Origin of the sequence: Haemophilus sp. SZY H68, from assembly GCF_018829685.1 — a bacterium.
GTDB classification, from domain to species: domain Bacteria; phylum Pseudomonadota; class Gammaproteobacteria; order Enterobacterales; family Pasteurellaceae; genus Haemophilus; species Haemophilus haemolyticus_K.
Map to the genome: position 1 here is coordinate 718,301 of NZ_JAHKKB010000001.1, position 25,029 is coordinate 743,329.

Sequence of the window (25,029 nt, forward strand, 5' to 3'; positions counted from 1 at the left end):
ATTGCAACAAAAAGTGCGGTTTATTTAGCCGCACTTTTGTTGTTTTTGTTTTTAAGGAGAAAGCATGAAAAAAATCTACAATACACTTTTATCTTGCGCTTTACTTGGTACAGGTATTGCAACTGCTCATGCAGAAACGCAATATGTTACTGAAAATCTCAGTACCTTCTTACGCCGTGGTGCTGGTGAACAATTTAAAATTGCAGGTTCAATTCAAGCTGGAGAAGCGGTGAATGTATTAGATCGCCAAGGCAAATACACACTCATTCGCGACAATAAAAATCGTGAAGCTTGGATTTTAAATTCAGACTTAAGCAACACGCCAAGTAGTAAAGAAGAAAATCCAAAATTAAAAGCTCAAGTTCAAGAATTAACTTTAAAACTTAGTCGTTTAGATGGCGATTGGCAACAACGTACTGTCGAAATGCAACGTCGAACCAAACAAGCTGAGCAACAAAGTGCAGATCTTTTAGAACAAAATTCACAATTGAAACGTGAACTTGAAATGACCAAAAATAAAAATCGTGATTTAGAAGCGATGCTTGATGCAGGTAAACGAGAAATTGCTATCCAATGGTTTATTTATGGCGGTTCAGTATTGGGCGTAGGCTTACTCTTCGGCTTACTTATTCCTTATGTTTTACCAAAACGTCGCCGTCGCGATGGCTGGGCATAATCACGAATGAAAGTTTATTTAGTTGGTGGGGCTGTTCGCGATCAATTATTGGGTTTACCGGTAAAAGATCGTGATTGGATTGTGGTAGATGCAACCCCCGCTACGCTACTCTCTCTCGGTTATCAACAAGTAGGCAAAGATTTTCCGGTTTTTCTCAATCCTAAAACAAAAGAAGAATATGCGCTTGCCCGAACAGAACGTAAATCTAGCGCAGGTTACACTGGCTTTATTTGTGATTTCTCCCCAACAATTACATTAGAACAAGATTTAATTCGACGAGATCTCACTATTAACGCCATGGCTCAAAGCGAAGACGGTGAAATTATCGATCCTTATGGAGGAAAACAAGATTTAGAAAATCGAATTTTGCGCCATATTTCTCCCGCTTTTTCAGAAGACCCTTTACGAGTATTACGCGTGGCACGCTTTGCTGCCCGTTATCATTCTCTCGGTTTCAAAATTGCATCGGAAACGATATCCCTAATGGCAGAACTTGCCCAATCAGGAGAATTACAACATCTCACGGCGGAACGAGTTTGGTTAGAAACAGAAAAAGCCTTAAACGAAAAAAATCCTGAAATTTATTTTGAAACCTTACATAAAACAGGCGCATTAAGAGTTTTATTTCCTGAAATCGATGCCCTTTATGGCGTGCCAAATCCAGTAAAACATCATCCAGAAGTGGATAGTTTTATTCATACCATGTTGGTATTAGAACAAGCGGTTAATTTGACTGAAAATAACCCTATCCTAAATAAAAGTGCGGTCCGTTTTGCCGCAATTTGTCATGATCTTGGCAAGGCTCTTACACCTCAAAATATTCTTCCTCATCATTATGGGCATGAACAAGCTGGCATAAAACCGACTAGATCATTGTGCAAACGCTTGAAAGTCCCAAGTTATTTTCAAGAACTTGCAGAACTGACTTGTGAATTTCATACGCATATTCACAAGGCCTTTGAGCTTCGAGCTGAAACCGTCATAACGCTGTTTAATCGTTTTGATGTGTGGAGAAAACCTCAACGCTTTCAAGAATTTCTACAAGTATGTCTAGCTGATACTCGAGGTAGAACAGGTTTTGAAAATAAAGACTATCCACAAATAGATTACGTCAATCAATTATTACAAGCGGCCAATGAAGTAGATGTCCAGCAAGTTATTGCAGATGGATTTGAGAAACAAGAAATCAGAAATGAATTGACGAAACGAAGAATCTTAGCGGTTAAACAAACAAAAGCAAATTACCCCAAAAATTAACAAATAAAAGTAACTTTACTCAATTCAACTAAATCCTTAAAATACGCGAGCTTATTAACTTGATGAATAATATGAAAACGTTTAAATTTCTCACCGCACTTTTTGTAACCAGCATACTTACAGCCTGTACGATGGATGCTGAACGCCCAGTTAACGTGCAATATATCGATAAAACCGACGCCACATGGCAACAGCATTTACAAAAGATTCAAAAAATTCAATCCTATCAAGCTAAAGGACAAATTGGTTATATCAGTCCTACAGAACGTTTTTCTAGCCGCTTTGAATGGCAATACCAAAATCCAAAATCTTATACGCTTAAACTCTATTCTTTAATCAGTAAATCTACTCTTTGGATTCAAATGCATCAAAGTGGAATGACAATTTCCGATAACAACGGCAATCAACAATCTGCAGCCAATGCTAAACTACTATTACAAGAGATCATTGGCATGGATGTGCCATTAGAGCATTTAGCTTATTGGTTAAAAGGTCAACCTGCAATAAATGCAGATTATCAAGTCGGTACCAACCATTTACTTGGCGCATTTACTTATCATGTGGATGGTTCTCAATGGACAGCAGATTATCTAACTTATCACTCAAATAATTCGATGCCTGAAAATATTCTACTAAAAAATGACAGCACGAAACAAACTCTAAAGATTCGCGTAGATGAGTGGATTTACTAATGAATACATTAATGAAATCACATCAATTTTCTACCGCACTTTCTCAAAATACAACGCAATCAAATGGGAAGCCATTGCGCTTCCCTAGCCCAGCCAAACTGAATTTATTTCTTTATATCAACGGAAAATTGCCGAACGGCTATCATGAATTACAAACACTTTTCCAATTTTTAGATTTCGGCGATTGGTTAGAAATGAGTATCCGTGAAGAAGATAATCGAATTGTTTTAACGCCAGAAATTCCAAATCTAAAAACAGAAGATAATCTAATTTATCGAGCTGCAAAACTTTTACAAGAAAAAGCCAATATTCAATTGGGTGCAAATATTCATTTAGATAAAATTCTTCCAATGGGAGGCGGTGTTGGTGGGGGGTCATCTAATGCAGCAAGCGCATTGGTCGCATTAAATTATTTATGGCAAGCCAATTTATCTATTGATGAACTGGCAAAATTAGGCTTAACACTAGGCGCTGATGTGCCAATATTTGTACATGGACACGCTGCTTTTGCTGAAGGTGTCGGGGAAAAAATCACTTATTGTGAACCTGCTGAAAAATGGTTTGTTGTATTAAAACCCGATGATTCAATATCGACGGCTGTCATATTTCAAGATCCAAATTTACCACGTAATACACCGAAAAAATCCCTAGAACAACTTTTGAGTGAACCTTATGTAAACGATTGCGAAAAAGTTGTGATAAATCATTATTCAAACGTTGAAAAAGCGCTAAACTGGTTGCTACAATATGCGCCGGCAAGATTAACAGGAACGGGAGCATGTGTTTTTGCTGAATTTGATCATGAAGCAGAAGCACAAGCGGTATTTAGACAAAAACCAGAAGAATTTTTTGGCTTTATCGCTAAAGGACTCAATGTTTCTCCCTTGCACGCAATGTTGAAGCAGCTATCACCAATTCATACTCATCGACAATCTAAACCTGAGGTTTTATAAAATGCCTGACATTAAACTCTTCGCGGGTAATGCAACACCAGAACTTGCAAAACACATTTCTGAACGTTTATATATTTCACTAGGCGATGCCACTGTTGGCCGTTTCAGTGATGGTGAAATCCAAGTTCAAATCAATGAAAATGTGCGTGGTGCAGATGTATTCATTATACAATCAACCTGTGCTCCAACCAATGATAACCTAATGGAATTAATTGTGATGGTAGATGCATTACGTCGTGCATCTGCAGGTCGTATCACGGCTGTTGTTCCCTACTTTGGTTATGCTCGTCAAGATCGTCGCGTACGATCAGCACGTGTACCTATTACCGCTAAAGTTGTGGCAGATTTACTTTCAACTGTTGGTATTGACCGCGTATTAACCTGCGACCTACACGCAGAACAAATCCAAGGCTTCTTTGATGTACCAGTAGACAATGTGTTTGGTTCTCCAGTTTTAATTCACGATATTTTGAAAAAATCTGATCTTGAAAATCCAATTGTTGTTTCTCCAGATATTGGTGGTGTTGTTCGCGCTCGTGCGGTAGCTAAATTATTAAACGATACTGATATGGCTATTATTGACAAGCGTCGTCCACGTGCAAACGTAGCACAAGTAATGCATATTATCGGTGATGTCGCAGGTCGTGATTGTATTCTTGTCGATGATATGATCGATACAGGCGGTACGCTTTGCAAAGCAGCTGAAGCATTAAAAGAACGTGGTGCAAAACGCGTATTTGCTTATGCGACTCATGCTGTATTCTCTGGTGCTGCTGCGAAAAATTTGGCTAGTGGCGCTATTGATGAAATCGTTGTAACAGATACAATCCCACTTTCTGAGGAAATTAAAGCATTAGGTCGCGTACGCGTACTTACTCTGTCTGCAATGCTTGCTGAAGCTATCCGTCGTATTAGTAATGAAGAGTCAATTTCAGCTATGTTTAATTAAATTAAAATGCTAGACAATGATCTTTAAGAATTATGGGAATTTCAACAATATTTGTGAAATTCCCACTTTCGTTGAGATGTACTTTATAATCTTGCAATTTCGTTTAACGAACCATCCTCTTTTAGAAATCCATAGAAAAATTCTACCGCACTTTTCACAGCTTCACTCATCGGAAAACCAAAAGAAACAAGATCGGGCTGGATACCAATAAAAATAACCTCAGGAATATCTTCCTCTAATTGCTCGATTAAAAAATTAAGTGGCAAATTATGCGTGCTGACGAAGAACATTTCGGCGATAAGTTCTTTGTCGATAATACGAATTTTGCCAACGGGCAATTCCATTTCTGTGGCATCAAAGATAATTAAACGCTTTGGTTTCATGGCACGGATCTGATGCACAAGATTTTCCGGTGCAGAACCACCATCAAGTGCGATCCAATTTGTCAACGGATTTTCACTACAAAGCTGAGCAAGATAGGGGCCAGCCCCATCATCGCCCATCATTGTGTTACCAACAGTTAGGATTACATTTTCATTCATCACGACGTTTCACCATAATATACATCACAGGTTCACGCTGGATGGAAGCAAGCGTGTCCATTAAAATATCGATCCATTTTTGATGTTCAGGCGAAAAATTGGCTCTATTTTCATATAGTGCCTTAGCCAATAAATTCACATGACTTGAATCAATCACTATTTCACCAAATTTCATTAAGCCCGCAAATTTACGTTTTGCATCGCCTTCAGGGAAGGTATCTACAAAACGTTGGTAATCTGCATAATCACAAATTAGCAATTTTTTAAAGCAGTCAATTACTCCAACGTGGTGACCAATCGCAAGGGAATAATACATTACTTGCTTGGCTTGCTCTGGAACTTGTTCATCGTTTTCAACAAAACGCTCATTGAGTAAATAGAAAAAAACTTGGGTTGTCATGGTACGTCCTATAAAACTTGTAAAGTAATTTCTTCGCTAATCAATACTGCCAAATCTCCCCTTACCCCTCTTTGCTAAAGAGGGGGATTTCTATTTAGCAATAAAGTGTCTTCTCTCTTATTTTAATTTTCTGTTGTTAATGCAGAAAACTAGATTGAGGTTGAGGCTCTTATTCCTCTCTTTGCTAAAGAGAAGATTCTTCTTTAGCGATAAAGTATCGTCTCTCTCATTTTAGTTTTCTGTTGTTAGTGCCGAAAACTAGATTGAAATTGACCGCTCCTATTCCCCTCTTTAGCAAAGAGGGGGAAGGGGAGATTTGGCAGAAATCAAAACGGAGCTATTAGTTTATTTAGCAATCGTTAGACTATCCCGAAAACGGCATACTAATTGCATGTAATCGGTTTACGATTTCACTCAAACGAGGATCCGCTTCACGTTCCAAAAATTCGCCAAGACGAACACCAAATGGAACCTGATCTTTTTCAGACATCATACTCATAAATTGATTAGCAATGTCTCCACCTTGTCGATAGCCCGCCAAACGACGCGCTTCACGTTCTAATTCCACACGTAAATCTAATGGAATATTTGGGAAACGTAATTTAGCCTCAGCATTAGGATCGGCAATTTCTTGTTTACCTTTGAGTTTTTGATCAAGTAAACCTAGTGCCATTGCAAAACCATAAATAGTCGCAGCTGGAGTTGGAGGACATCCAGGAATATACACATCAATTGGCACAATTTGATCGCTACCGCCCCACACGCAGTACAAGTCATGGAAAATACCGCCACCACAACCGCACGCTCCATAAGAAATACAGATTTTTGGATCGGGTGCAGCTTGATAAGCACGCATTGCAGGTGTACGCATTGCACGAGTTACCGCGCCAGTAAATAATAAAATATCCGCATGGCGAGGTGATGCAACAACCTTAATCCCGAAACGTTCAGCGTCAAAGGTTGGTGTAATGGTACTAAAAATTTCAATTTCACAACCATTACAACCACCACAGTCAACACGGTAAACATAAGCGGAACGTTGAATCTTTTTCAACAAAGTTTGTTTCATTTTCGCAATGTTTTCATCCACACTAAATGGCGTTGAAATACCATTCACGGGCATTGGGATTTGTGTGTTCATCTTGCAATCTCCCTAACGTGATCAAATAACGCCAATTTCACGCGCATATTGGATTCCATATCGGCGGTTTTTTCCAAACTGTTTTGGCGTTTACAGGTTGGGCAAGTGTTGAGCACCGCTAATTTATGTTTTACCAGTTCATCGTTATCCAACGTTTGTTTGAATAAATCCACGGCATAATTGAGTTCTTTATGAGAAACAAAAGGTTGACCACATTGATGACAAATCGTTGTAGTGAAGGTTGTTTCTTGATAAAGATCCTGTTTATTGCTGACTGATAATTCAAAATCTTGGCTTAAACGAATGGCTTTTGTTGGGCAAACTTCTTCACAACGGCCACAGAAAATGCAGCGGCCTAAAAATAATGACCAAGTACGTTCGCCTGTTTCTGGATCGGTACGCATGGTAAGCGCATTAGCTGGACATGCCATTGTACAGGCTGCACAAACAATACATTGATCAGAGTTCAGTTCTGGTTTACCACGGAAATCAGGATCAACTTCATAGGGTTTAAACGGATATTTAGTGGTAACATCCCCCGCATTTAATACGGTTTTAAGTAATTTAAACATTGTGCGCCCCCTATTTTAATGGTGAATTTTTACGTTCAATGCCGTAGCGTTCGATTTCTTTGTAAGAAACCGTTTGTGCTTTGCGTTTACGTACATCCACCACAGTCACACGGTCAGTACAAGAATAGCAAGGGTCAAGGCTACCAATGATAAGCGGCGCATCTGATACCGTATTGCCACGCAACATATAACGTAAAGTTGGCCAGTTTGCATAAGTCGCTGCACGACAACGCCAGCGATATAATTTTTGGTTATCACCAAGCATTGACCAGTGAATATCTTCACCACGCGGCGCTTCCGTGATACCTAACGCAAAACGTCCTGGGGTGTAATTGAAACCTTCAGTGATAATCGCACCAGTAGGCAAGTTATCTACCATATAATCAATGATATTCATGGATTCAAATACTTCATTTACCCGCACTTTCACACGAGAAATCACATCGCCACCTTGTTCGGTGAACATATTGAATGGTACATCGCCATAGCCAGAGAAGGGGTGAATTTTACGCACATCACGTGCGAAGCCAGAACCTCGAATCATCGGTCCGACCGGACTGAAATCACGCGCAACTTGACGATCAAGCACTCCTACGCCCACAGTACGTTGTTCCATATTTGGCGTATTGAGTAAAATATCTACCAAAGTTTTAAGCTCTTCACGCATTTCTGCAATAAGCTTAATGCATTGTTCACGTTGGTGTTTCAACATATCACGGCGTACACCGCCGATTAAGTTAATACCATAGGTTTTACGCGCACCAGTAAGCACTTCCGCAAGAGTCATCGATTTTTCACGAACACGGAAGAATTGCATAAAGCCTGTATCAAAACCAGTAAAGTGGCTAGATAAACCTAAGTTCAATAAATGACTGTGCAAGCGTTCCACTTCCAATAAAATTGCACGAATCCATTGTGCACGTTCAGGAATTTGAATACCTAACGCATTTTCGACTGAGTTAGCATAAGCAACGCTATGGGTAAAGCCACAGATACCACACACACGGTCAGCCAAGAAATTGACTTGATCGTAATCCATTCGGGTTTCTGCCAATTTTTCCATACCACGGTGTACATAGAATAAACGGTAGTCCGCATCAATAATATCTTCCCCATCTACAAACAAACGGAAGTGTCCTGGTTCATCTGATGTAATATGGAGAGGACCGATAGGCACAATACGCGCTTCGCCTTTTTCATTAATAAACTCATAGGTTTCCGTTGCCGTAGTTGGATCGGGACGCAAACGGTAGTCCATAGAATCTTTACGTAATGGGTAAAGATCATCTGGCCAGTCATCTGGTAACACTAAACGACGTTGATCGGGAAGACCGACAGCTTTTAAACCGTACATATCAAATAATTCACGTTCGCCCCACACCGCTGCTTTGACTTTCGGTGTCACGGAAGGAAATTCCAGTGTAACAGGATCCACGAGTGCTTTAATCGTCACAAAAGTTTTGACGACACCTTCCATAGAAAGCACGTAATAAACAGCATAATGACCATGAATTGAACGTTCATCGTTACCAAAAACTAATGGCAACCAGCCTTCATGTTGATAGTAAAGATATTCCACCACATCAGGTAACATATTGGTTTTCACTGTTAAAGTGACTTGATTCGGTGTAGACCACTCCTCATCTAAAATTGTATTCGGAAATTTTGCATTAACGGCTTCAATATAATTTTTGCCGAGCATTTTTACCGGATCGACCGATGTATTTTTAGTTAATTCCATTTTTTCCCCCAGTTGTCGATCATTTCGCTAAACTTTGCCAAGGTAAAACTAGCATATCGCCAAAGGACACATGTTCAGATCCAAGCACAATTCCTACCGCACTTTTTAGTAACTGCAAGATTGGCTCTGCAATATGGATACCCATTACAAACATTAACAACAATAGTATGGCCATTGCCGCCAAAGAGACTTTACTAACTTCGCCTGCTTCCACATTATCAGGTTGTTTGCCAAGCACTGTTTTTAATAGCATTAAGGCAAGTCCTGCAAGCACGATAGTGAGTAAAATTAAGCATAAAATAACTAACCAAGTTTTACCCGCTGTAATCCCTGCAACCACAACACTAAATTCACTCACGAATACGTTAAATGGAGGGATACCACCCAATGCCAACGCACCACCAGCGAAAAGCACCGCACTCACTGGTGCAACACGCCATAATCCACGCACTTGATTCATATCACGGGTTTTATATTTCAATAGAATATTACCCGATGCACAGAATAATAAGGTTTTCGCAAGGCTGTGGTTGATGGTGTGAAGTAAACCTGCAAATACCCCAATTGGGCCACCAAGACCGAAAGCAAAGCTGATTAAGCCCATATTTTCGATACTTGAGTAAGCAAGCAAACGTTTAATATCAAATTGCACGATGATAAATAACGCCGCCACAAGCACTGAAAGTAAACCAAAGATCAACATTAAAGTTTGTGGAAATTCTGCGCCAACCGCTTTTGAAACCAATGTGTAGTAACGCAACACCACAAGCATTGCACAGTTTAATAACACCGCTGATAAAATTGCACTCACTGGGCTTGGTGCCTCACTATGTGCGTCTGATAACCAAGTATGCATTGGAAATAGACCGCACTTCGTGCCGAAACCAATCAATACGAAAGCGAATGCGATATACATCAACATTGGGTTTAAACCAGTGGCTTGTTGATTCACTGCTGACCAAAAAATCGCTTGGCTTGGATCGGCAAGCACGCCATTTGCATTAGCAAAGGTTAAAAGTGTGCCGTATAAACCGAAGGCAACGCCCACAGAACAGATGATGATGTATTTCCACGCGGCTTCAAGGGATGTTTTTTGTTTGTAAGTACCGACCAAAAACGCAGAGCTTAATGTTGTCGCTTCAATTGCAACCCACATTAAAATCAAGTTATTGGTGATAACTGACACAATCATCGTAAAGAAGAATAAGTGTAAGAAACCGTGGTAATGAGCATAGGTTTTAAAATCAATATGCCCTTCTTCCAATTCTGTGTTCATATAACCGATGGAATACACACCAGCAATTGAACCCACTACAGCAATTAAGCCTAAGAAAATGGCAGAAAGACTATCAACATACACCCAGTTGTTAAATGCACTGATACTGCCTTTTTCCAACACGCCAGAAATGACTTGTACGGAAAAGAACAACATCAAAATTAACCCGGTAACATGGAATGCGGTACAAACTGTCCGATTTTTTGTTCCGCGTAGTGCAAAGCTTTCAAAAGCGATGACTAAAGGTGCGACTAATAACGCGATTATCCATTGTTCATACATAGCGTTACCCCTTCAAACTCATAAGTTGTTTAGCATCAACAGTGTTGAAAGTGCGATAAATTTTATTCACTAACACCACCATAATGATGACTGCAAAAATCGCATCGGTGGCAATGCCGATTTCAACTAATTCTGGCGCATTGTTGGCAAGTAAAGCCAACGTTAAATGCGCACCGTTTTCCATTAAACAATAACCGAAAACTTGTTTCACAATATTGCGTTGGCTCACAATACACACTAAACCTAAAAGGAAGTGGCTAAGTGATACTGACAATGCTGGTTTTAAATGTTCAACTAACGGTAAGTTCACTGGAATGACAACAAAGTAACATAAGCAAACGATGATAGATGTGATCGGGATCAACCAAGCGACATTCATTCCTGCAGGAGTTTGACTTTCGTCAATTTTTCGTAAAGAAAAGATTAAAATTCCTGGCACTAATAATACTTTCGTGATGAATGCACTAATGGACCACATATAAAGTTCGTGAGCTTGCATTTCAAATGCCAAATAAACGAATAACACCACCAATACAAAAGACTGTAAGCCATAGCACAACGCGGATTTTTTTGCGGTTTTTGCCATAATGACACAAAGCGATGTAATGATGAGCAAACTCGCTAATACATTGATCATTAACATAATTCTCTCCTTAACCCGCAAGGCCTAACCAATAGGCAGCGATAAAGCTAGAACACACAGACATCACCATTAAAATCACTAAAACAAATGTCATAGAGAATGGCAATGGTTGCGCATTTTGCACATCTTCAGATGGTTTACCGATAACACATTGACCAAATTTATAAAGCAACCAAACAAATGTTGCCGTAGATTCAATCAACGCAATCACCATTAACCAAGTTACCCATGAATATTCTTGTCCAAGGTCGAAACCTGCGGCAAATAATGGGAATTTACTGAAGAAACCATTAAATGGTGGCACACCAGCAATAGCCAACGCGGCAATACCAAATCCTGTACCAACCACAGGCATGGTGCGCATAATCCCTTGTAAACGAGGCATTGAACGTGTACCTGTGGCATAACTCAATGAACCTGCAACCAAGAAGAATAAGCTTTTCGCAAAGGCGTGGTTAAAGATATAAGCAATCGCTGCAACAAAGGCTAATTTAGAACCTAATGCTGCAAGAGACAGCCCGATGAAAATGTAAGAAAGTTGAGTAATAGTTGAATACGCAAGTAAGCGTTTTAAATCTGCTTGTGGCAAGTACATTAAGAAACCATAAATCAATGTAATCATTGCCATCACGATCCCTACTTCACCCACAATGTGCGGAATTTCGCCAGCTGACATCACAGAACGAGCGAAAATATAGACGCCCACTTTTACCATTGATGCCGCGTGCAAATACGCACTGACTGGTGTTGGTGCTTCCATCGCATTTGGTAACCAAATTTGCATTGGAAGTTGTGCTGATTTACCCCATGCGGCAAACATCACGCCAAATAACACGATAGTTTTCGCTTCTGGCGCAAGATGTTCTAACGCAGTGATAGAGAATGTGCCAGATTGGCTGAATAAATAAGCAGCCGCAAGATATAAACCTAATGAACCTACGTGAGTGATAATCAACGCTTTCATCGCTGCCGCCATTGCTTTTTGGCTTTGATAATAGCTGATTAATGCCCAAGAACATCCCCCAGTGATTTCAAAGAAAAGCAACTGGCCTGCTAAAGTTGATGAATACACCAAGCCTGCCATTGCACCGATGAAGATCAATAAGAAAGCATAAAAACGAGGCAATCCGTTATGCGGATGTTCGCGGTTTTTATCGGTTAAATAACCACAAGAATATAAGCAAATTAAGAAACCTAAACCTACAACGGCAAAGGCAATTAATGTACTCACTGCATCTAAGGTCACGCCGAAGATGGCGGTATCACCAAATTTAACTAAATCATAGGTGACAGATTGTGCGCCATTTGCATACCACTGCCCTGCCACAGCAAGTGTGCCAAGGGTAGCAAGTGCGGCAAAAATTGTGGCAATTTTTGGGAAAGATTGTTTGTTCAACCCCACAATAAACGCACCGACAAACGGCAAAATGATTGTAATTAGTGCTAAACGTTCCATATTTCCTCCTTACAATCCTGTGAAGTAAAACACAAACGCCAACACTGAAATGCCGAAACCGACCACAGTTAAACGTCCTGTTAGCATAAAGCGGGTACGTGCCAATGTGTTTTCAAACACACATGCGGCGATAAATACCACGAGCAATTTCACAAAGAAAGAAACGATACCTAAAATGACCGCACTTACCGTGAACTCTTGTGCTGCACCGAATGGGAAAAGCACGCTCACAAAGATAGAGGCAACCACCATTGATTTTAAACTCAAACCCACTTTCAATAAGGCGAAAGAAGGGCCTGAATATTCAGTAAGTGGGCCTTCCTGAAGTTCTTGTTCTGCTTCAGCTAAGTCAAATGGGATTTTGCCCATTTCAATAAAGATCGCAAAAGCAGCGGCAACTAAGGCTATTACTGTTGCAACGGGATACTGCCAAGGTTGGCTAGAAAGTGCGGTGCTAATTACTGCAAAATTTGTAGAACCTGCAATTAAAGCAATCACAATGAATGCCAACATCAAGATTGGTTCAACAAGTACGCCTAATGTCACTTCACGGCTTGCACCTAAACTTGAGAACGTACTGTTAGAATCCAAACCCGCAATTGAGAAGAAAAAGCGGAACAACGCGAACAAATAAATAACGGTGATTAAATCACTGCCTGCCCCAAATGGAGAGTGATGAGTAAACATGGGTAAACTCATCGCAACCACCATGACTGTGCTAATTAACACATAAGGCATAACACGAGATACCCAACCCGCATTATTTGGCCAAATATTTTGACGCGTCATTAATTTAGCAATGTCGCGATAATCTTGTAACAAGCCCGGGCCACGACGAGATTGAATACGAGCCCGAATCATCCGTGAAATGCCTGAAAAGAGGGGTGCCAAAGCGAGAAGAATTAACGCTTGCACAATGGCTAAAAGGAACATTCCAGCGGAAGTGGAAATTTCTGAAGGTAATGAAATCATAATTTCCTCCTACATCAACGCAATGGAAAGTAATAACACAACCAAGGCAATCACGAAATACACGCAATAAACGCGAAAGTCGCCTTGTTGTAGCCATTGAATTTTACGACCTAACCATGGGATAAAATGCGCAATCGGCATTGTTACTTTTTCTTCCCAGAATGGTTCTGTTTTGGTCGCACCTGAAATTAATGCATTGATACCTTTTGCACCAGCAGGCGCAGGGTCAAGCACTTGACGCAAGGTATAAAGTGGTTTGAAGATAATACGAAGCGGACGAGTAAAACTACCCGCAGAGGCTGCCATATCCATTTCGTAAGCATAACCACAAGCCCAAGGATTGCCTTTTGCACGATCTGCCATACGATTGCCTTTGGTGTAAGCGTAATACATAAACGGCAACACAAAGAATGCAATCAACATAATGCTCACCATTGGTGTAGAAAGCACCGTATTCGGTGTATTGCTTGCTACCACTACGCCATTTTCCGCTAAATTAAGCATGTCATTATGAGAAAGTGCGGTTGCAATATTGGCAATTATTGGAGTGATCACAGAAGCGCCCACGCCTAAAAGTACGCAGCATAATGCCAAGATTGCCATTGCAATCACCATTGGTTTTGGCACTTCACGTGCATGTGCTGCTTTTTCGCTACGTGGCGCACCACCAAAGCTAATACCATACACTTTCACAAAACAAAGTGCGGCAAGCGCACCTGTTAAGGCAAGCATAATGATTGCAACAGGGCCAGCGATACGTAATACCACATCATTGTGTTGGCTTAGGCTGAATAAAGATTGATAAGTAAACCATTCACTCACAAAACCGTTAAACGGTGGTAATGCAGAAATTGCCATGGTACCAATCAAGAAACAGAAAGCAGTAAATGGCATTAATTTGCCAAGTCCGCCCATTAAATCCATATCTTTTGAATGTAAACGGTACATCACAGAACCTGCCCCCAAGAACAATAAGCCTTTGAATACCGCATGGTTAAGTAAGTGATATAAACCGCCAAGTAAACCGACAATAGTAAGTACTGGATTATGGATTGCCATACCAATCATACCGACACCTACACCCATCATAATAATGCCGATGTTTTCCACGGTGTGATACGCCAAAAGTTTTTTGATGTCATGTTCTGCTAAGGCATAAAGTACGCCAAGCACAGAAGAAACTGCGCCAAAAGCAAGCACAATCACACCAAACCACATATTGTGCGCGCCAAGTAGATCAATACCAACTTTGATAATCCCGAAAATACCGATTTTAACCATCACACCAGACATCATTGCAGAAGCATGAGAAGGTGCAGCTGGGTGAGCTTTTGGTAACCAGCTATGCAATGGAATCATCCCTGCTTTTGCGCCGAAACCAAGAAATGCCAAGATAAATACCGTAAAGGCTAAAGGCATTGAAAGCTCGGTGTGGCGGAAGGCTTCAAATTCAAAACTACCTGCGTAGCAATAGAAAATAAAGAAAGCGATCATAATCAACACAGAACCAGCGTGAGCAATGAAGAAATACAATAAGCCCGCATTGGTTGCATTGTCATCTTGTTCGGTCAGTACTAAGAAGTAAGATGCCAAAGACATCATTTCAAAGAATACTAAAAAGTAGAAAGCGTTATCGCTGGTGACTAAAGCAACCATTGAGGCAATAAACAAATTCATAAAGAAGCCCATCGTGCCAGCACCTTTGCCAATGTATTCTTTCACATAGGAAAAGGAATAAAGTGCGGTGATAATAACCATTAAAGAAATTACACACACCATAAACGCAGCTAATCCGTCAATACGGATTGAAAATTGGGCGAAGTCGAAAGGGGTTGAAAACACATCAACGACCGTATCGTTGCTGATAAGCACGGGAATGCAGGCAACAATGCCTAACAAGCCACCAAGTACACCGGTCACGCCGGATATATTGATTGAAAGTTGTTCATTTTTTCGCACAGCGAGAGAAATAAACGCACCAACGACATAAATCAACAAGGACGTGATGAGTAAACTGATTGAAGAACTCATAATTTCACTCCATTGATTAACGAGTAAACAAACAATAAACTTTTATCTTGGCACAACAGGAGAACCCATCATTGCCATTTCGCGTTTTTTGCGATTTGCTTGTTCGATACTCTCATCACTAATTAAGAATAAAGTTTTTGTTGGGCAAGTTTGCATACAAGCAGGACCTTCTTCACGGAAATAGCAAAGGTCGCATTTCACCGCAATGGCTTTTACACCAGGTTCCCATGCAAGCATATTGTGAACATCGGTATTATTCGGTGCAGTGCGAATATCACGTTTTACCGCATCAGTAAAAGAGAAACTGTCGTAGTGGTTTGGTGCGTCTAATGGCGCGCTACCATGCTGTGTAATCGCCCCAAATGGACAAGCGATAGCACAAAGTTTACAGCCAATGCATAAACTTTCATTGAGTTGAATAGTGTCATTATCATGCTTTATCGCGTGCACAGGACATACAGTAGCACAAGGTGAATCATCACAATGACGACATAAGATCGGCACAGTAATATCGTCGTTGCGCATTACTTGTAACCGCGGAAAGGATTGTAATCCAAAAGCTTTGTGTACTTCGCTGCAAGCAGCCATACAGGTATTGCATCCAATGCAATCTTTCGGATCACCTATAACAAAACGGTTCATATTTTCCCCCAAATTATAATAGATAGAAACAGAAAGTAAGTGGAGGGCATTACACCCAAACGTCCAATAACCACTCTGGAAATAAGGATACTCCTTCGGAGTTACCCAGACTAGAGTAAAACAATTGTTTTATTGACTGAGATCATAAATTTTTTCGATTTTTTAATGCGTAAAATAATTATTGAGATTGACTCTTATTTCCATAGGTTATGATTGTAAGCAATTGAATTAATTAGCGTTATAATTATTAATAGAATGTTAAAATGCTGTTGATAATATTTCATTTAAGTCGATACTTAAATGTGAAAGCGCGGTGATTTTAAGTTTAATTTAAGATATAATCTTAAATTAAACTGATTTTATCTTTACTTCCTATCTATTTTTTAGTTTAATTTACTATGCAATCTTAAATTAAATTTAATTTTCATCATGTCAGATTTTTATTCACGTCAAATACAACCTTTATTGCAAACTTTGATAAAACAATTTCCAGCAATTCTCATTACTGGCCCACGCCAAGTAGGAAAATCCACGTTGTTACAGCATATCAGCAAAGAACATCAATATATTACCTTTGATGATCCTATCTTGCTCGATCAAGCACGTAACGAACCCACCCTATTTATGCTCAACCATCAAGGCAAATTAATCCTTGATGAAGTACAATATGCGCCTGAATTATTTTCCAGTTTAAAACTTGCCATTGATAAACAAAAAATCAATGGGCTCTTTTTGCTCTCCGGCTCACAAGCTTTTCAACTGATGCAAAATGTTACCGAAACCTTAGCGGGTCGTATTGCAGTATTAAAATTACAAGGATTTTCTCTGCGTGAAATTCAAGAAGTGGTGTTTTATTCTCCTTTTCTGCCCAATATGGATTATCTCAATACGCGTGAAAGACTTATTAAACCTGTAGAAAATATTTGGCAAATTATCCACCAAGGCTATATGCCACGCCTATATCAACAAGAAACCAACTGGGATATTTATTATGCATCCTATGTTTCCACCTATATTGAACGAGACGTACGCGCACTCACCAATATCACCAACATCACTGATTTCACGCGATTTATGATCGCTATCGCCGCACGAAGTGGTGAATTACTAAATTACAGCAAGGTTGCGCAAGAAGTTGGTGTTTCCGTTGATACCATTAAACGCTGGACGACAATTCTCGAAACATCAGGCATCATTTATCTGCTTCAGCCGTATCATAACAATCATCTAAAACGTGCCATCAAAACCCCGAAAGTTTATATGATGGATACCGGTTTAATGGCTTGGTTAACTAAATGGTTGACACCGGAAACTATTCAACAAGGGGCAAAGAGCGGTCAATTTTTTGAGACTTTTGTAGTAAGTGAAGTCATTAAATCTTTCTACAATAACGGCATTGAGCCCCCCATTTATTTTTATCGCGACACCAATCAAAAAGAAATCGATCTTTTGATTGAACATAATCGCACACTCTACCCTATCGAAATTAAGACTACTGCCAGCCCCAACAAGAAAATGACAAAAGCCTTTGGTATTTTGAAAGATAATCTCCCGCTCGATGAAATCCAAATAGGGAACGGCGTGATTATTAATCAATATCCGCAAAAATTATGGCTAGCAGAAGATTTGGTGGCATTGCCGGTGTGGTGGATTTAAAAATAACAAATTTTGACAAAGATCAGATTTCACTTTTCTATTTCAAGTTACTATAAATACACTCAATATCACATCAGGAAAAATGATGAAAGGAATCGAATTACGTATAAAAGGAAAAGTACAAGGCGTGGGATTTCGCCCATTTGTATGGCTTATAGCCAATGAATATGGATTAAAAGGCGATGTCAATAATGATGGTCAAGGCGTACTCATCCGTTTTATCGAACCAGAGGAAAAGACTCTTACTGCTTTTCTACAGGACTTACAGACAAAACTCCCTCCTTTAGCATTAATTACAGATATCCAACAGCAAGAAAAATATTGGGAGGATTTACCGCACTTTTCAGAATTTGTTATCCGTGAAAGTGAAAATAATGACATGGATACACAAATTGTACCTGATGCGGCAACCTGTTCTGCTTGTATCGCTGATTTGTTTGACACTCAAAATCGCCGCTATCACTACCCTTTTACAAATTGTACTCACTGTGGCCCACGTTTTACGATCATAAAAAAAATCCCTTACGATCGTAAAAATACTTCTATGTCTGATTTTCCATTTTGCCCTGATTGTGAACATGAATACAAAAATCCCGCAGATCGTCGTTTTCATGCCCAACCTAACGCTTGTAACGTTTGTGGGCCACACATTTGGTTACAAGATCAATATCAACAACTTTCAATACATGAAAATGCGCTAAAACAAACTGCTGATTTACTCAAAAAAGGTAAAATTATTGCGATAAAAGGCATTGGTGGTTTCCATTTAGCCTGTAATGCACAAGCTTTTCATACCGTTCAATTATTACGTGAACGTAAACATCGACCTAGCAAGCCACTTGCTGTAATGGTTCCTAGTTTAGATTTTCTACAAAACCTAACGCCAGCTGAAATTAAATTACTCACTAGCACAGCTGCACCAATAGTCTTATTAAATAAATATAAAGTGCCGAATTTAGCAGAAAATATTGCACCCAATCTAAATGAAATCGGCATTATGTTACCAAGTAATCCATTACAACATTTACTTTTACGAGAGATAAATCAACCACTTGTGATGACGTCTGCCAATCCGAGTGGAGAACCGCCCGTACTAGATAACCAAAGTGTGGTAAAAAAATTAAGTCATTTGGCTGATTTCTATCTTTGCCATAATCGTGATATTTTGCAACGCGCAGATGATAGTTTAGTTCGTGTAGCCTTTGACGGTGTGGAAAGCTTACGTAGAGCAAGAGGATATGTACCCGATGAAATTGTCCTAAATACCCAAACTGAAAAAAATATTTTGGCATTGGGTTCCGATCTTAAAAATACCTTTTGCCTACTCAAACAAAATAAAGCCATTGTCAGCCAACATATTGGTGACACAGCGAATGAACTGATACAACAACAATTAGAAAATAACATTGATTTATTTTGTCAAATTTATCAATTTAAACCAGATTTAATTGCGATTGATGCTCATACTGGCTACTTTTCATCAAAAGTAGGCAAAAATCTGGCAAAAAAATTTTCTATTCCTTATGTCACCGTCTTACATCATCATGCACATATTACAGCCGTATTAGCCGAACATCATTGCAAGGAAAAAGCTATTGGCATCGCATTAGACGGTATTGGTATGGGTGCGAATGGACAACTTTGGGGCGGAGAATGTTTGCTTGTAGAGGGCGAAACTTGCCAACATCTTGGTGGATTACCTGCCGTGGCGTTACCTGGCGGTGATCTTGCAGCAACTCAACCTTGGCGTAATTGGATCGCCCATTTACAACAATTTGTTCCTCATTGGCAAACATTTGCAACAAAAACTTGCTCTCATTTACCTTGGGAGCCCCTCACCAATGCGATTCAACGAAAACTTAACTCACCACTCATCTCATCAGCAGGAAGATTATTTGATGCAGTCGCCTATGGTTTAGGGATTACAGAGACTAAACTCTCTTGGGAAGGAGAGGCGGCTTGCCATTTAGAAGCGCTTGCTACACAATCTGATTTTATTAAAGAAAACAAAAGCACGATGAATATTCCCGTTAAAATGGCAATTAAAGATAATCAATTAGATTTATCAACTTTCTGGCAAAGCTGGCTTGCTTACGACACATCTAAAGCTAATAAAGCCTTTGCTTTCCATTATGCCTTAGCACAAGGCTTTTCAGAATTAGCACGGAAACAAGCACTATATCATCATTGTAAAACTATCGTACTTTCTGGTGGCGTGATGCATAATCAACTCTTACGCAAACTATTAAAAGAAAATTTAGCAGAATTTAATGTGTTAAGTGCCCATCAATACCCTATGGGCGATGGCGGGTTGAGTTTAGGGCAAGCAATGATAGTCGCAAATTTATCTGACTAATAAAAAACGCGTGGAATACTAACACGCGCTTTTATTATCAAATATAGCAGTAATACTATTTCACATGACAGCTTATAGCCGTTTCGACATAAACAATTATCTGAGTGGCAATATCAATCCCGCTTGTTTTTTCAATCATTTCTAAGCCTGGGCTTGCATTTACTTCTAAAACCAATAATCCATTTTTCGAACGAATTAAATCCACGCCAGCTATATCTAAACCGATAGCTTTTGTTGCTCTAATGGCTATTTGTTTCTCGTCATCGCTTAGGGTAATTTTTTCGGTTTTTCCGCCACGATGGCAATTCGCTCGAAACTCACCATCTTGTCCAATTCTCTGCATCGTTGCCACAACTTGATCACCAATCACAAAACAACGAATATCCGCGTTGCCCGCTTCTTCGATAAAATCTTGCTGCAACATAGATATATTGGTTTGCTTAAAAGCTTCCATAATGCTCACCGCACTTTGTGGCTTTTCAGCTAAAATCACCCCAATTCCTTGTGAACCATTTAGCGTTTTTAAAATTGTCGGTGAACTGATATGAGGGACCGTCGCCTGAGCTTGCACTTCACCGCCACTTAAAAGTGAATTGGGAACTGGAACACCTGCATTCAGCAACAGTTGCAAACTTTTCCATTTATCACGCGCATTTAAAAATGCCTGAGATGAATTTAAACAAAAAGTCCCTTTTCCTTCAAAATGCTGTAAGACTGAACATCCCATTTGCGTACTCGTTGTGCCAAATCGAGGCAAAACAGCATCATAATCAGGCAATAAATAAGGTTTCGACTCGGAATTTTCTTGATAAAAAATATGAAAGTGCGGTGGATTTTGTGAGAGTTTTAAGAGACATCGATTCGGATCTAAAATATCCATCTCATGCTCTTGATGTTTAGCAGCTTCCTTTAAGCGTTGGCAACTGTAAAGACGAGGTTCGCGGCAAAGCATTAGTAATTTCATAATATTTAACTCATTGTCTACGATGTTCCGTATATTACACGAATAAAAACACTTTATGTAGACGATAAAAATCAGGTAGAATTGCCTAGAATTTTTAACTCAAAAAAGGAAATCTTATGTTCGTTGTTATTTTTGGTCGTCCTGGCTGCCCTTACTGTGTGCGTGCAAAAAACCTTGCTGAAAAATTAAAAGGCGAAGTTGCTGATTTTGACTATCGTTATGTGGATATTCACGCAGAAGGCATTACTAAAGAAGATTTATCAAAATCTGTTGGTAAACCAGTAGAAACCGTACCTCAAATCTTTATTGATGAAAAACCAATCGGTGGTTGCACTGATTTTGAAGCATTAATGAAAGAACAATTTGGTATCGTTGCTTAATTTTTCTTTTTAATTTACAAAAAAGCCACTTTCAATCGAAAGTGGCTTTTTTCATAGGTTAGTTTTAACCGTTATAACGTTTAAAAATTAATGTCGCATTTGTACCACCAAAACCAAAGCTATTTGACATTACCGTTTGTAATCCTGCATTTTCTTTCGTCTCAGTAACAATGTTGCAACCTTCAGCAGCCTCATCTAAGGTTTCGATATTAATACTTGGTGCAATAAAGTCATTATCCAACATTAACAACGTGTAAATTGCTTCGTGTGCACCCGCCGCACCTAAAGAGTGACCGGTCATTGATTTGGTGGAAGAAATCGCTGGGATTTTGTCACCAAATACATTTTTAATTGCGCCTAATTCTTTCACGTCACCTACTGGTGTAGATGTACCGTGTACGTTGATGTAATCAATTGGGGTATCAACAGTTGCCATTGCTTGTTTCATACAACGCTCTGCGCCTTCACCACTTGGTGCCACCATATCGTAACCATCAGAAGTTGCGCCATAACCTACAATTTCAGCGTAGATTTTTGCACCGCGAGCAAGTGCATGTTCTAATTCTTCCACTACCACAACAGCACCACCACCAGCAATAACGAAACCATCGCGGTTTGCGTCATAAGCACGAGATGCTTTTTCTGGCGTTTCATTATATTTAGTTGAAACCGCGCCCATCGCATCAAACTCAGTAGCACATTCCCAAGATAATTCTTCTGCACCACCAGCAAAAACAACATCTTGTTTGCCTAATTGAATTAACTCAACCGCATGACCAATACAATGTGCAGAGGTTGCACAAGCAGAACTAATTGAATAGTTCACACCACGAATTTTATACGGTGTTGCTAAACAAGCTGAAACACTCGATGCCATAGTTTTCGTTACCGCATAAGGACCAATCGCTTTTACACCACGAGGACCACGTACCGCATCACAAGCCACTAACTGATTATGTGCAGAACCCGTACCAGCACCAATCACTAAACCGGTACGATCATTAGAAACTTGATCTTCTGTTAAACCAGAATCCTCAATCGCTTCACGCATAGAAAGATAAGCATAAGCCGCTGCGTCACCCATAAAACGGAACACTTTACGATCAATGTGCTCGCTTGGGTTTAATTTGATTGTTCCGGCAACATGGCTACGCATATTCATTTCCACAAACTCAGGCACAACTTCAATACCTGATTTCCCTGCTTTTAATGAAGCCAATACTTCTTCTTTGTTGTTACCGATACTTGAAATAATCCCAAAGCCTGTAATTACAGCTCTTCTCATTGCTTCTTCCTTATTGTTTTATATATAAAAATAACGGCTCAAAATTACTACGAAATAAAAATATTTCAAGCAATAATTCATTTGTTCGACCAGTTTAGAAAATCGCGTTATTATATGCAAATTTCATTAGGCAAGGAAGGAATAAAAAATGACCTTTAGCGTGCAACATGCTGAGATTCACTTCAATAAAAACCATATTCCCGTCTCAGATCAATTCGATGATGTCTATTTTTCTAACGAAAATGGATTGGCAGAAACAGATTATGTTTTTCTACAAGGTAATCAACTTTGGGAACGTTGGATAACACACAAAGAAGCTAATTTTGTCATCGCTGAAACGGGATTTGGTACAGGATTAAATTTCTTTGCAGCAACCCAATTATTCCGTAAATTTCGCCAGCAACACGAGAATCATCCTTTAAAACGCCTAAATTTTATTTCCTTTGAAAAATATCCACTAAAAATCACCGCACTTTCGCAAGCTCACCTTGCCTATCCGCAGTTTGAAGATTTAAGCGCTCATTTGCAACGTTATTGGCCTTCATTGATTCTAGGTTGTCATCGAATTCATTTTGGAGAGACAACGTTAGATTTATGGTTTGGTGATGTGTCAGAAAACTTGCCACAACTTGGCGATTATATGAATGAACATATTGATGCTTGGTTTTTAGATGGCTTTGCGCCAAGCAAAAACCCTGAAATGTGGAATGATGATCTCTATAACTTGATGTTTCGTTTCACGAAACCCAATGGTTCTTTTGCTACCTTCACCGCAGCAAGTGCGGTCAGAAAAGGACTTGAATCCGCTGGCTTTAATGTGACAAAACGTAAAGGCTTCGGCAAGAAACGAGAATGCTTAAGTGGGCTAAAAATACAATCAAAATCTACCGTACTTTCTACACCTTGGTATCTCGCTCAGCATGCGAAAATGGAAAAACAAGATGTCGCTATTATCGGCGGAGGTGTTGCTTCCCTTTGTGCAGCTATTTCCTTAGTAAAACGTGGGGCAAAAGTCACTATTTATTGTGAGGATGACGCGCTCGCACTCAATGCCTCAGGCAATAAACAAGGCGCATTTTATCCGCAACTTAGCGATGATAATGGGCTCACCGTTGATTTTTACCTGCACGCTTTCAGTTACGGTCGCCAATTACTTGATTGGGCAATCGAACAAAACATAGCGTTTGAACACGAATTTTGTGGCGTAGCACTATGTGCTTACAACGAAAAAAGTGCGGTTAAATTAACAAAAATTTCTCAACTTGGTTTACCGAACGAAATCTTCCAAATGCTGAATGCTGAACAACTCAGTAAAAAAGTGGGATTACCGCTTAATTGCGAAGGAGGTTGGATTGAACAAGGGGCTTGGCTTGCACCAAGACAATTTGTTCAAAATGCCTTTTCATTTCTTGAAAAGCAGGGTGTTGTCATTAAAACCTCACAAAAAATTACCGCACTTTCTCAACAAGAAAATGGTTGGGAACTAGAAAATACGCAAGGTCAAAAATACTGCCATGAAGTCGTCATTCTTGCGAATGGATATAAAATTACTGATTTTGTTCAAACAGAAAAGCTACCGCTCTATCCTATCCGCGGGCAAGTCAGCCAAATTCCAACATCAGAAAACTTACTCAAACTGAAATCTGTGCTTTGTTATGATGGTTATCTCACCCCAGCCGATCAATTAAAAACCTCACATTGCATCGGAGCAAGCCATGTTCGTGATAACGTTGATCGCCATTTTAGCGAACAAGAACAACAAGAAAATCAACAAAAACTCCAACAAAATATCGCTCAAGCTTGGACTCAAGATGTGGATACATCAGGCAATCTCGCTCGTGTAGGCATCCGCTGCTCCGTAAGAGATCTTGCCCCAATAGTGGGAAACGTGCCTCATTTTAAACAGCAACAAGCGGATTATTACAATTTATTCAACCTCCGCCGCCGTAAACAACCTATTCAAAGTGCGGCCAATTTTCAGAATCTTTTCTTAACAGCCGCCTTAGGTTCTCGAGGTCTCACCTCCGCTCCACTCTTAGGTGAAACCTTAGCCTCAATCATTTATGGCGAGCCATTACCAATAAGCGAAGCCATATTACATAATCTTTCAGCTAACCGAGCTTGGGTGAGAAAGTGGTTGAAAGGAAGCATCGTGGAATAATT

Annotated in this window: 22 protein-coding genes; 9 read left to right on the forward strand and 13 right to left on the reverse strand. The window is 39.7% G+C overall.

The window, feature by feature from the left end; genetic code table 11:
* Nucleotides 1-64 precede the first annotated feature (64 nt).
* From KP712_RS03385 to KP712_RS03405, 5 genes are all read left to right on the forward strand, one after another.
* A complete protein-coding gene (locus KP712_RS03385; RefSeq protein ID WP_005641802.1) occupies nucleotides 65-676 on the forward strand; it encodes a TIGR04211 family SH3 domain-containing protein in 612 nt (203 codons plus the stop codon).
* A 6-nt stretch (nucleotides 677-682) separates the two neighbouring features.
* On the forward strand, nucleotides 683-1,933 hold the full coding sequence (locus KP712_RS03390) for a multifunctional CCA addition/repair protein (protein ID WP_048953589.1): 1,251 nt from the start codon (nucleotides 683-685) through the stop codon (nucleotides 1,931-1,933).
* A 71-nt stretch (nucleotides 1,934-2,004) separates the two neighbouring features.
* A complete protein-coding gene (lolB, locus tag KP712_RS03395) occupies nucleotides 2,005-2,625 on the forward strand; it encodes a lipoprotein insertase outer membrane protein LolB (RefSeq protein ID WP_032825167.1) in 621 nt (206 codons plus the stop codon).
* 11 nt (nucleotides 2,626-2,636) lie between these two features.
* On the forward strand, nucleotides 2,637-3,578 hold the full coding sequence (ispE, locus tag KP712_RS03400) for a 4-(cytidine 5'-diphospho)-2-C-methyl-D-erythritol kinase (RefSeq protein ID WP_048953688.1): 942 nt from the start codon (nucleotides 2,637-2,639) through the stop codon (nucleotides 3,576-3,578).
* Nucleotide 3,579: 1 nt separating this feature from the next.
* Entirely contained in the window at nucleotides 3,580-4,527 is a 948-nt protein-coding gene (locus KP712_RS03405; RefSeq protein WP_048953587.1) for a ribose-phosphate pyrophosphokinase, read from the forward strand.
* Between the two features lie 83 nt (nucleotides 4,528-4,610).
* On the opposite strand, the gene hycI is transcribed toward KP712_RS03405, so the two are convergent.
* From hycI to KP712_RS03460, 11 genes are all read right to left on the reverse strand, one after another.
* Complete coding sequence (hycI, locus tag KP712_RS03410) at nucleotides 4,611-5,069, reverse strand: hydrogenase maturation peptidase HycI (RefSeq protein WP_048953585.1); 459 nt, start codon at nucleotides 5,067-5,069, stop codon at nucleotides 4,611-4,613.
* Nucleotides 5,062-5,469 (reverse strand): formate hydrogenlyase maturation HycH family protein, encoded by a 408-nt coding sequence (locus KP712_RS03415; RefSeq protein ID WP_048953583.1) that lies wholly within the window; start codon nucleotides 5,467-5,469, stop codon nucleotides 5,062-5,064. Before KP712_RS03415 ends, hycI begins: the two co-directional genes overlap by 8 nt.
* Nucleotides 5,470-5,833: 364 nt before the next feature.
* Nucleotides 5,834-6,610 carry an NADH-quinone oxidoreductase subunit B family protein gene (locus tag KP712_RS03420; protein WP_065246297.1) on the reverse strand — a complete coding sequence of 259 codons (777 nt, stop codon included), beginning with the start codon at nucleotides 6,608-6,610 and terminating at the stop codon, nucleotides 5,834-5,836.
* Entirely contained in the window at nucleotides 6,607-7,182 is a 576-nt protein-coding gene (locus tag KP712_RS03425) for a formate hydrogenlyase complex iron-sulfur subunit (protein WP_005626087.1), read from the reverse strand. Before KP712_RS03425 ends, KP712_RS03420 begins: the two co-directional genes overlap by 4 nt.
* A gap of 10 nt (nucleotides 7,183-7,192) precedes the next feature.
* Entirely contained in the window at nucleotides 7,193-8,923 is a 1,731-nt protein-coding gene (locus tag KP712_RS03430) for an NADH-quinone oxidoreductase subunit C (RefSeq protein WP_005634689.1), read from the reverse strand.
* A 19-nt stretch (nucleotides 8,924-8,942) separates the two neighbouring features.
* Nucleotides 8,943-10,481: a hydrogenase 4 subunit F gene (locus tag KP712_RS03435; protein ID WP_048953579.1), complete on the reverse strand. Its 1,539-nt coding sequence runs from the start codon at nucleotides 10,479-10,481 to the stop codon at nucleotides 8,943-8,945.
* 4 nt (nucleotides 10,482-10,485) lie between these two features.
* The gene (hyfE, locus tag KP712_RS03440) at nucleotides 10,486-11,124 is read right to left on the reverse strand and encodes a hydrogenase 4 membrane subunit (RefSeq protein ID WP_048953577.1); all 639 of its coding nucleotides are present in this window, start codon (nucleotides 11,122-11,124) and stop codon (nucleotides 10,486-10,488) included.
* A 10-nt stretch (nucleotides 11,125-11,134) separates the two neighbouring features.
* On the reverse strand, nucleotides 11,135-12,580 hold the full coding sequence (locus KP712_RS03445; protein WP_005631962.1) for a hydrogenase 4 subunit D: 1,446 nt from the start codon (nucleotides 12,578-12,580) through the stop codon (nucleotides 11,135-11,137).
* Between the two features lie 9 nt (nucleotides 12,581-12,589).
* Nucleotides 12,590-13,552, reverse strand: coding sequence for a respiratory chain complex I subunit 1 family protein (locus KP712_RS03450; RefSeq protein ID WP_111407870.1), 963 nt, complete (start codon nucleotides 13,550-13,552; stop codon nucleotides 12,590-12,592).
* A 9-nt stretch (nucleotides 13,553-13,561) separates the two neighbouring features.
* Nucleotides 13,562-15,583, reverse strand: coding sequence for a hydrogenase 4 subunit B (hyfB, locus tag KP712_RS03455; protein WP_111407869.1), 2,022 nt, complete (start codon nucleotides 15,581-15,583; stop codon nucleotides 13,562-13,564).
* 42 nt (nucleotides 15,584-15,625) lie between these two features.
* Nucleotides 15,626-16,225 carry a 4Fe-4S dicluster domain-containing protein gene (locus KP712_RS03460; RefSeq protein ID WP_046938549.1) on the reverse strand — a complete coding sequence of 200 codons (600 nt, stop codon included), beginning with the start codon at nucleotides 16,223-16,225 and terminating at the stop codon, nucleotides 15,626-15,628.
* A 429-nt stretch (nucleotides 16,226-16,654) separates the two neighbouring features.
* On the opposite strand from KP712_RS03460, the gene KP712_RS03465 reads away from it, so the two are divergent.
* Complete coding sequence (locus KP712_RS03465; protein ID WP_111407868.1) at nucleotides 16,655-17,881, forward strand: ATP-binding protein; 1,227 nt, start codon at nucleotides 16,655-16,657, stop codon at nucleotides 17,879-17,881.
* 85 nt (nucleotides 17,882-17,966) lie between these two features.
* A complete protein-coding gene (hypF, locus tag KP712_RS03470) occupies nucleotides 17,967-20,237 on the forward strand; it encodes a carbamoyltransferase HypF (protein WP_111407867.1) in 2,271 nt (756 codons plus the stop codon).
* A 55-nt stretch (nucleotides 20,238-20,292) separates the two neighbouring features.
* Here the strand turns inward: hypF and KP712_RS03475 are convergent, their stop codons facing one another.
* Complete coding sequence (locus tag KP712_RS03475) at nucleotides 20,293-21,201, reverse strand: RimK family alpha-L-glutamate ligase (protein ID WP_111407866.1); 909 nt, start codon at nucleotides 21,199-21,201, stop codon at nucleotides 20,293-20,295.
* Nucleotides 21,202-21,317: 116 nt separating this feature from the next.
* On the opposite strand from KP712_RS03475, the gene KP712_RS03480 reads away from it, so the two are divergent.
* A complete protein-coding gene (locus KP712_RS03480) occupies nucleotides 21,318-21,581 on the forward strand; it encodes a GrxA family glutaredoxin (protein ID WP_005628952.1) in 264 nt (87 codons plus the stop codon).
* Between the two features lie 64 nt (nucleotides 21,582-21,645).
* On the opposite strand, the gene fabB is transcribed toward KP712_RS03480, so the two are convergent.
* On the reverse strand, nucleotides 21,646-22,866 hold the full coding sequence (fabB, locus tag KP712_RS03485; RefSeq protein WP_005633515.1) for a beta-ketoacyl-ACP synthase I: 1,221 nt from the start codon (nucleotides 22,864-22,866) through the stop codon (nucleotides 21,646-21,648).
* Nucleotides 22,867-23,014: 148 nt separating this feature from the next.
* Between fabB and mnmC the strand changes: the two genes are divergently transcribed.
* Nucleotides 23,015-25,027 carry a bifunctional tRNA (5-methylaminomethyl-2-thiouridine)(34)-methyltransferase MnmD/FAD-dependent 5-carboxymethylaminomethyl-2-thiouridine(34) oxidoreductase MnmC gene (gene mnmC, locus KP712_RS03490; RefSeq protein ID WP_111407865.1) on the forward strand — a complete coding sequence of 671 codons (2,013 nt, stop codon included), beginning with the start codon at nucleotides 23,015-23,017 and terminating at the stop codon, nucleotides 25,025-25,027.
* Nucleotides 25,028-25,029: the final 2 nt, after the last annotated feature.

Bases quoted from the DNA above. Each gene is read 5' to 3' on its own strand.
- KP712_RS03405 (WP_048953587.1), top strand. From the start codon at position 3,580: ATGCCTGACATTAAACTCTTCGCGGGTAATGCAACACCAGAACTTGCA.
- KP712_RS03420 (WP_065246297.1), bottom strand. From the start codon at position 6,610: ATGAACACACAAATCCCAATGCCCGTGAATGGTATTTCAACGCCATTT.
- KP712_RS03460 (WP_046938549.1), bottom strand. From the start codon at position 16,225: ATGAACCGTTTTGTTATAGGTGATCCGAAAGATTGCATTGGATGCAAT.
- KP712_RS03425 (WP_005626087.1), bottom strand. From the start codon at position 7,182: ATGTTTAAATTACTTAAAACCGTATTAAATGCGGGGGATGTTACCACT.
- KP712_RS03385 (WP_005641802.1), top strand. From the start codon at position 65: ATGAAAAAAATCTACAATACACTTTTATCTTGCGCTTTACTTGGTACA.
- hyfB (WP_111407869.1), bottom strand. From the start codon at position 15,583: ATGAGTTCTTCAATCAGTTTACTCATCACGTCCTTGTTGATTTATGTC.
- fabB (WP_005633515.1), bottom strand. From the start codon at position 22,866: ATGAGAAGAGCTGTAATTACAGGCTTTGGGATTATTTCAAGTATCGGT.
- ispE (WP_048953688.1), top strand. From the start codon at position 2,637: ATGAAATCACATCAATTTTCTACCGCACTTTCTCAAAATACAACGCAA.
- KP712_RS03475 (WP_111407866.1), bottom strand. From the start codon at position 21,201: ATGAAATTACTAATGCTTTGCCGCGAACCTCGTCTTTACAGTTGCCAA.
- KP712_RS03445 (WP_005631962.1), bottom strand. From the start codon at position 12,580: ATGGAACGTTTAGCACTAATTACAATCATTTTGCCGTTTGTCGGTGCG.
- hyfE (WP_048953577.1), bottom strand. From the start codon at position 11,124: ATGTTAATGATCAATGTATTAGCGAGTTTGCTCATCATTACATCGCTT.
- KP712_RS03390 (WP_048953589.1), top strand. From the start codon at position 683: ATGAAAGTTTATTTAGTTGGTGGGGCTGTTCGCGATCAATTATTGGGT.
- KP712_RS03450 (WP_111407870.1), bottom strand. From the start codon at position 13,552: ATGATTTCATTACCTTCAGAAATTTCCACTTCCGCTGGAATGTTCCTT.
- mnmC (WP_111407865.1), top strand. From the start codon at position 23,015: ATGACCTTTAGCGTGCAACATGCTGAGATTCACTTCAATAAAAACCAT.
- KP712_RS03465 (WP_111407868.1), top strand. From the start codon at position 16,655: ATGTCAGATTTTTATTCACGTCAAATACAACCTTTATTGCAAACTTTG.
- hypF (WP_111407867.1), top strand. From the start codon at position 17,967: ATGAAAGGAATCGAATTACGTATAAAAGGAAAAGTACAAGGCGTGGGA.
- KP712_RS03415 (WP_048953583.1), bottom strand. From the start codon at position 5,469: ATGACAACCCAAGTTTTTTTCTATTTACTCAATGAGCGTTTTGTTGAA.
- KP712_RS03430 (WP_005634689.1), bottom strand. From the start codon at position 8,923: ATGGAATTAACTAAAAATACATCGGTCGATCCGGTAAAAATGCTCGGC.
- hycI (WP_048953585.1), bottom strand. From the start codon at position 5,069: ATGAATGAAAATGTAATCCTAACTGTTGGTAACACAATGATGGGCGAT.
- lolB (WP_032825167.1), top strand. From the start codon at position 2,005: ATGAAAACGTTTAAATTTCTCACCGCACTTTTTGTAACCAGCATACTT.
- KP712_RS03435 (WP_048953579.1), bottom strand. From the start codon at position 10,481: ATGTATGAACAATGGATAATCGCGTTATTAGTCGCACCTTTAGTCATC.
- KP712_RS03480 (WP_005628952.1), top strand. From the start codon at position 21,318: ATGTTCGTTGTTATTTTTGGTCGTCCTGGCTGCCCTTACTGTGTGCGT.